At 62.1% G+C, this 4,467-nt stretch carries 3 protein-coding genes and 1 pseudogene; all 4 read right to left on the reverse strand.

Annotated features, from left to right (window positions below):
- Window positions 1-30: 30 nt before the first annotated feature.
- Entirely contained in the window at window positions 31-1,458 is a 1,428-nt protein-coding gene (locus ABIT12_RS13285; protein ID WP_348045669.1) for a gamma-aminobutyraldehyde dehydrogenase, read from the reverse strand.
- The gene (locus ABIT12_RS13290) at window positions 1,455-2,312 is read right to left on the reverse strand and encodes an ABC transporter permease (RefSeq protein WP_348045671.1); all 858 of its coding nucleotides are present in this window, start codon (window positions 2,310-2,312) and stop codon (window positions 1,455-1,457) included. Before ABIT12_RS13290 ends, ABIT12_RS13285 begins: the two co-directional genes overlap by 4 nt.
- A pseudogene (locus ABIT12_RS13295) lies at window positions 2,302-3,246 on the reverse strand (ABC transporter permease). The gene ABIT12_RS13290 and the pseudogene ABIT12_RS13295 overlap by 11 nt, the downstream one beginning before the upstream one ends.
- Entirely contained in the window at window positions 3,243-4,238 is a 996-nt protein-coding gene (locus tag ABIT12_RS13300) for an ABC transporter ATP-binding protein (protein WP_348045673.1), read from the reverse strand. The pseudogene ABIT12_RS13295 and the gene ABIT12_RS13300 overlap by 4 nt, the downstream one beginning before the upstream one ends.
- Window positions 4,239-4,467 lie beyond the last annotated feature (229 nt).

Here is a 4,467-nt window from a genome sequence, read left to right on the forward strand (position 1 = left end):
GGCCGAAGTCGAGGCGTTTCTGGCCGCTCACTAGCCGTGATTGATCATCACATGGCGCACGGCGGTGTAATCCTCCAGCGCATAGACCGACATGTCCTTGCCGTAGCCGGACTGTTTCAGGCCACCGTGGGGCATTTCATTGACCAGCATGAAGTGGGTGTTGATCCAGGTGCAGCCATATTGCAGGGCGGCGGCGGTCTGCATGGCCTTGGTGATGTCCTTGGTCCACACCGATGAGGCCAGGCCGTAGTCGCTGTCATTGGCCCAGGCGATGGCGTCTTCGGGTTCGCTGAACCGCGTGATCGAGACCACTGGCCCGAACACTTCGCGGCGGACGATTTCGTCGGTTTGCAGCGCACCGGCGACGATGGTGGGTTCGTAGTAAAAGCCCTTGTCGCCCGCCATGTGGCCGCCGGTGGTGATCTGGATATGCGGCAATTCGCTGGCGCGTTCGACAAAGCTCGCCACCCGGTCGCGCTGGCGGCGCGAGATCAGCGGGCCGATGTCGTTGTCGGCGTCATTGGCCAGATTGTACTTGATCGAGGACACGGCGGAGCTGAGATCGGCCACCAGCCTGTCGTGAATTTTCGGGCCGGCATAGATGCGGCAAGCGGCAGTGCAATCCTGTCCCGCATTGTAAAAGCCGAAGGCCTTGAGGCCGTTGACCACGGCATCCAGATCGGCGTCGTCATAGACGATAACCGGGGCTTTGCCGCCGAGTTCGAGATGGGTGCGTTTCACCGATTTGGCGGCGGCTTCGAGCACTTTCTTGCCGGTGGAGACATCGCCGGTAATCGAGATCATGTTGATTTTGGGATGGTTGATCAGCGCATTGCCGACAGTGGCGCCGCGCCCCAGAATGACGTTGACCACGCCTTCGGGCAGGATATCGGCGAAGATTTTGGCCAGTTTCAGCGCGGTCAGCGGCGTCTGTTCCGAGGGCTTGAACACCACCGTGTTGCCGCCGGCAATGGCGGGGGCGAGTTTCCACGCCATCATCATCAGCGGATAATTCCACGGCGCGATGGAGCCGACGATGCCGATGGCGTCGCGGCGGATCATCGAGGTGTGGCCGGGCAGATATTCTCCTGCAACCGTCGCGGTCATATTGCGGACGGCGCCGGCAAAGAAACGCCAGCAATCGACGATGGCGGGGATTTCATCATTGAGCACGGCGTTGATCGGCTTGCCGCAGTTGAGCGCTTCGAGTGCCGCGAAGCCTGCTGCATCGGCTTCGATGGCGTTGGCGATGCGCAGCAGATAGCTGGAGCGTTGACCCGGCGTGGTGCGCGACCAGGTCTTGAACGCGCGCTCGGCGGCGGCGACGGCGCGGTCGAGCTGGTCGGTCGAGGCCTCGGGAACGCCTTTGATCAGTTCGCCAGTGCGCGGATTGAGCACCTGCTCCTCGGTTTCGGTGCCGGTTTCAAAATTCGCGCCGATCAGCATGTCGATGTTCATTGGTTTTGCTCCCTAAAGCTTATGCGGTGCGTATGACTGACCCCCACCCCTGTCCCCTCGATCTGGTCGCCATCGCGGGTCAGGTAAAAAGCCCCCAGGATCGGCAAAAACGTCACCAGCACCACAACCATCGCCACCACATTGGTGACCGGGCGCTGGCGCGGGCGGATCAGTTCTTCGAGCATCCACAGCGGCAGGGTTTGTTGCTGCCCGGCGGTAAAGGTGGTGACGATGACTTCGTCAAAGCTCAGCGCAAAGGCCAGCATGCCACCCGCCAGAAGCGCGGTGCCGATATTGGGCAGGATGACGTGGCGGAAAGTCTGGAAGCCGTCAGCACCCAGATCCATCGAGGCTTCGATCAGCGAACCCGAGGTGCGGCGGAAGCGGGCGACGGCGTTGTTATAGACCACCACGATGCAGAACGTGGCGTGGCCCAGAACGATGGTCCAGAACGAAAACGGGATTTCGAACAGATTGAACGCCGAGCGCAAGGCGATACCGGTGACGATGCCGGGCAGTGCGATGGGCAGGATGACCAGTAGCGAAATCACCTCGCGGCCAAAGAACTTGCTGCCGGAAACAGCGGCGGCGCAGAGCGTGCCGAGGATCAAGGCGATCAGCGTAGAGATCGCGGCAACCTGCACCGAAAGGGTGATTGCCGCCCACACATCCGGCCTGCCCCAGGCGACGGCGAACCATTTGAGTGTCAGTCCTGGCGGCGGCCACTGGAAGCTCTTTTCCTCCGTGGTGAAGGCATAAACAAAGATCAGCAGCAGCGGCAGCAGCAGGAAGGCCAACCCGGCCCCGGCGGCGAGCTTGAGTGGCAGCGAAGCGCGGGGCGCATCAGAGCGCATCGAAGGCCCCCATCTTGCGTGCGCCCCAGAGGTAGATGCCCATGATGACGATGGGCACCACGGTAAAGGCGGCGGCGAGTGGTATATTGCCGGCGGTGCCCTGCTGGGCATAGACGGCCTGGCCGATGAACAGGCGCGATGAGCCAACGATCTGGGGAATGATGTAGTCGCCCAGCGTCAGCGAGAAGGTGAAGATGGAGCCGGCGACGATGCCGGGCAATGCCAGCGGGAAAATCACGTGACGAAAGGTCTTGAGCGGCGAGGCGCCCAGATCGGCCGAGGCATCGATCAGGTTGGCGGGCACCCGTTCGATCGAGGCCTGGATCGGCAGGATCATGTAAGGCAGCCAGACATAGGTGAACACCAGGAACGTGCCGACATAGCTGACCGAGAGCGAATTGCCGCCGATGACGGGGATCGACAGGACGGCATCGAGCACCGGGGTCAGGTGCAACTGCTCGAACACCCAGTTGAAAATGCCCTCCTTGGCAAGGATCAGTTTCCAGGCATAGACCTTGACCAGATAGCTCGACCACAGTGGCAGCATGACGCCGAGATAGAACACCGCCTTCCATTTGCCCCGGGCATAGCGCGCCGCGACCTAGGCGATGGGAAAGGCAATGACGGCCGATGCGACGGTGACCACGGCGGCCATCAGCACGGTGCGGAGGATGATGTCGGCGTTTTGCGACTTGAACAGCTCGCCATAAGTCCTGAGCGTGAACTCCTGCACGACAAGCCCAGAGAAATCATCGATCGAGAAAAAGCTCTGCAGCAGCAGGGCAAACAGCGAGCCAAGATAGATAATGCCCAGCCACAATGCAGCCGGCGTCAGCAGCAGGATGATCAGCAGGTTCGGCCGGCGCCAGAGCGTGTCGGAGACGCTGCCGAGCCAGCCGCGGTGATTGGCGAGGATGGCGGACTCGGTGCTCACACGCCGGGCTCCATCAGGTGCAGCGCGGATTTGTCGAAGCTGAGGCCGACCTTGGAACCGAGCGCCGGAATGGTGTTGCTGGCCGGAACCACGGCGTGCAGATGGGTGCCGTTGCAGGACAGCGCCAGCCGCACGCTGGGGCCGAGATAGTTCATGGCGGTGAGGGTGGCCGTGAGTTGGCCTGTTGCCGGGTCAGTTAGCGAGACGGCTTCCGGACGCAGGCTGGCGAAGCGGTTTTCGCCGGTCAGCGGGGCGACGAATTCGGGCGACAGCACGTTGGATGAGCCAACGAAATCGGCGACGAAGCGGGTTTGCGGGCGCTGGTAGATATCCTGCGGGGTGCCGATCTGCTGCACCTTGCCGTCGTTGAACACCGCGACGCGGTCCGCCATCGACAAGGCCTCGCCCTGATCGTGGGTGACGAAAATGAAGGTGATGCCGAGGGTGCGTTGCAGCACCTTGAGTTCGTCCTGCATCGACTCGCGCAGCTTCAGATCCAGCGCCCCCAGCGGCTCATCGAGCAGCAGCACCTTGGGCTGGTTGACGATGGCGCGGGCCAGAGCGACGCGCTGGCGCTGGCCACCTGAAAGCTGGCCGGGGCGGCGATTGCCGTAGGTGCCGAGCTTGACCAGTTCGAGCGCCTTGCCGGCCTCCCGCAGCCGGTCAGCCTTGGGCACTTTGCGCAGCATCAGCGAATAGGCAACGTTTTCGATGACGTTCATATGCGGGAACAGGGCGTAATCCTGGAACACCGTGTTGACGTTGCGGCGGTAGGGTGGCACGCCCTCGGCGGTTTCCCCGAAGATTTCGATGTGGCCAGAGGTGGGTTGTTCGAAGCCCGCGATGACGCGCAGACAGGTGGTCTTGCCGGAGCCGGAAGGGCCGAGCATGGCGAAGAACTCGCCCGGCGCGATGTCCAGATCAACCGCGTCCATGGCTTTGACGCTGCCGAAATGGCGGGAGACCTGTTGGAGCGATACGGCTGAGGTCATGCGTAATATCCAGCTCGCCCAAGACCCCCCTCCCTTCCCTCCCCGCAAGGGGGAGGGTGAAGCCGGTGGGTTGAATAGACTGTGCAAAATGCACCGAAGTCACCCTCCCCACAAGGGGGAACTGTTTACCTACGATCCTTTTTGGATTCTTGTGCTGTGCAAGTGATTTGCTCAGGAGGATGGGATGGATTGTCCCCGGTGTGGTGGTGCGCATCTGATCAGGCGCGGT

It is taken from the genome of Devosia sp. (assembly GCF_039927955.1).
Classification (GTDB): domain Bacteria; phylum Pseudomonadota; class Alphaproteobacteria; order Rhizobiales; family Devosiaceae; genus Devosia.

What these genes read in the sequence shown, in the direction of transcription:
- ABIT12_RS13285 (WP_348045669.1), bottom strand. Translation starts at nt 1,458, where the DNA reads ATGAACATCGACATGCTGATCGGCGCGAATTTTGAAACCGGCACCGAA.
- ABIT12_RS13290 (WP_348045671.1), bottom strand. Translation starts at nt 2,312, where the DNA reads ATGCGCTCTGATGCGCCCCGCGCTTCGCTGCCACTCAAGCTCGCCGCC.
- ABIT12_RS13300 (WP_348045673.1), bottom strand. Translation starts at nt 4,238, where the DNA reads ATGACCTCAGCCGTATCGCTCCAACAGGTCTCCCGCCATTTCGGCAGC.